The sequence below is a fragment of the Pseudoxanthobacter soli DSM 19599 genome (genome assembly GCF_900148505.1).
Taxonomy (GTDB): domain Bacteria; phylum Pseudomonadota; class Alphaproteobacteria; order Rhizobiales; family Segnochrobactraceae; genus Pseudoxanthobacter; species Pseudoxanthobacter soli.
Window position 1 is genome coordinate 1 of record NZ_FRXO01000026.1, and the last position, 1,422, is coordinate 1,422.

The window sequence follows — 1,422 nt, forward strand, 5'->3', positions numbered from 1 at the left end:
ACGCGGGCGAAACGATCGGATCGCTGGCGGGCGCCGGGTCCGTGTCGCTGACGAGCCTCGCCCAGCTCAATCTCGGCGGCGACAACACCTCCACGACCTTCTCTGGCGTCATCTCTGGCAGCGGCGGGCTGGACAAGGCCGGCAGCGGCACGCTCACGCTGAGCGGCGCGAACACGCTGACGGGCGTGGTGCAGGTGCTCGCCGGCGGCCTCGTCCTGTCCGGCGGCTCAAGGCTGCCCGACACCGCGGAGATCAACCTCGGCACGAGCGCGAACCTCGAACTGACCGGCGGCTCGCAGAGCCTCAAGGCCCTGAACGATGCAATCGCGACGCCGGGCACGGCGACCGTCCAGCTGAACGACAACACCCTGACGCTCGGCGAGGGCAATGGAACCGGTTCCTTCTCGGGCACGATCGCCGGCACGGGCGGACTGACGAAGGTCGGATCGCTCAACATCGTGCTGTCCGGCACCAACACCTTCACCGGCCCGCTCCAGATCTCGGAGGGCAAGGTGTTCCTGCAAGGCGGCGCTGCGCTTGCCGACAGCGTCGCGGTCACGGCCGCATCGGGGGCGGAACTGGTCCTCCAGGCGTCCGAGACCATCGGCTCGCTCGCGGGCGCGGGCAACGTGGTCGGTGCCGGCGGGGCGTGGATATTGACGACCGGCGGGAACAACGCCGATACGACGTTCTCCGGCACGCTGTTCGGCGCTGGCGGCTCGATCGGCCTCGTCAAGACGGGCACGGGCACGCTGACGCTGACGGGCGACAACACCTATACCGGCGGGACGACGGTCTCCGGCGGCACGCTGCAGATCGGCGCTGGCGGCACGACGGGCTCGATCACCGGCAATGTCGCTCTCTCTTCAAACGGCGCCGTTGTCACCTTCAACCGCTCGAACGACCTGACCTTCTCAGGAGTGATATCCGGGACCGGTCAGATCCGGAAGCAGGGAGCGGGGACGCTGACCCTTTCGGGGCAGAACACCCTGACGGGAGTGACGAATGTTGATGCCGGCACGCTGAACCTGACGGGCAGCGTGGGCGGGCCGCTGGCTGTGGGCTATGGGGGAACGCTGACCGGCACCGGCACGGTCGGCGGCATGCTGGTGATTTACGACGGCGGCGCGCTCGCCGGGACGAGCGGGTCCACCCTCACGGTGACCGGCAACATGGTGCAGGGAGCCGCGTCGCTGTTCAACGCCACGCTGGGTGCGCCGACGACGACTGCGATCGTCACGGCGGCGAATCTGACGCTGGACGGCACGCTGAACATCACGACCGGGGCGGGTTTCGCGTCGGGCACATACCGGCTGATCGATTATAGCGGGACGTTGACCGACAACGGGCTGGCGGTCGGCACGGTGCCGGCGCACTCGCTCTACGCGGTCGACACCGGAACGGCCGGCCAGGTCGATCTGC

The 1,422-nt window shown here is 68.8% G+C and carries 1 protein-coding gene; it reads left to right on the forward strand.

The genetic code is table 11. From position 1 onward, the window contains the following. Nucleotides 1-1,422, forward strand: a 1,422-nt coding sequence (locus tag BUF17_RS21965; RefSeq protein ID WP_175563776.1) for a beta strand repeat-containing protein, incomplete at both ends; no start/stop codon positions are given.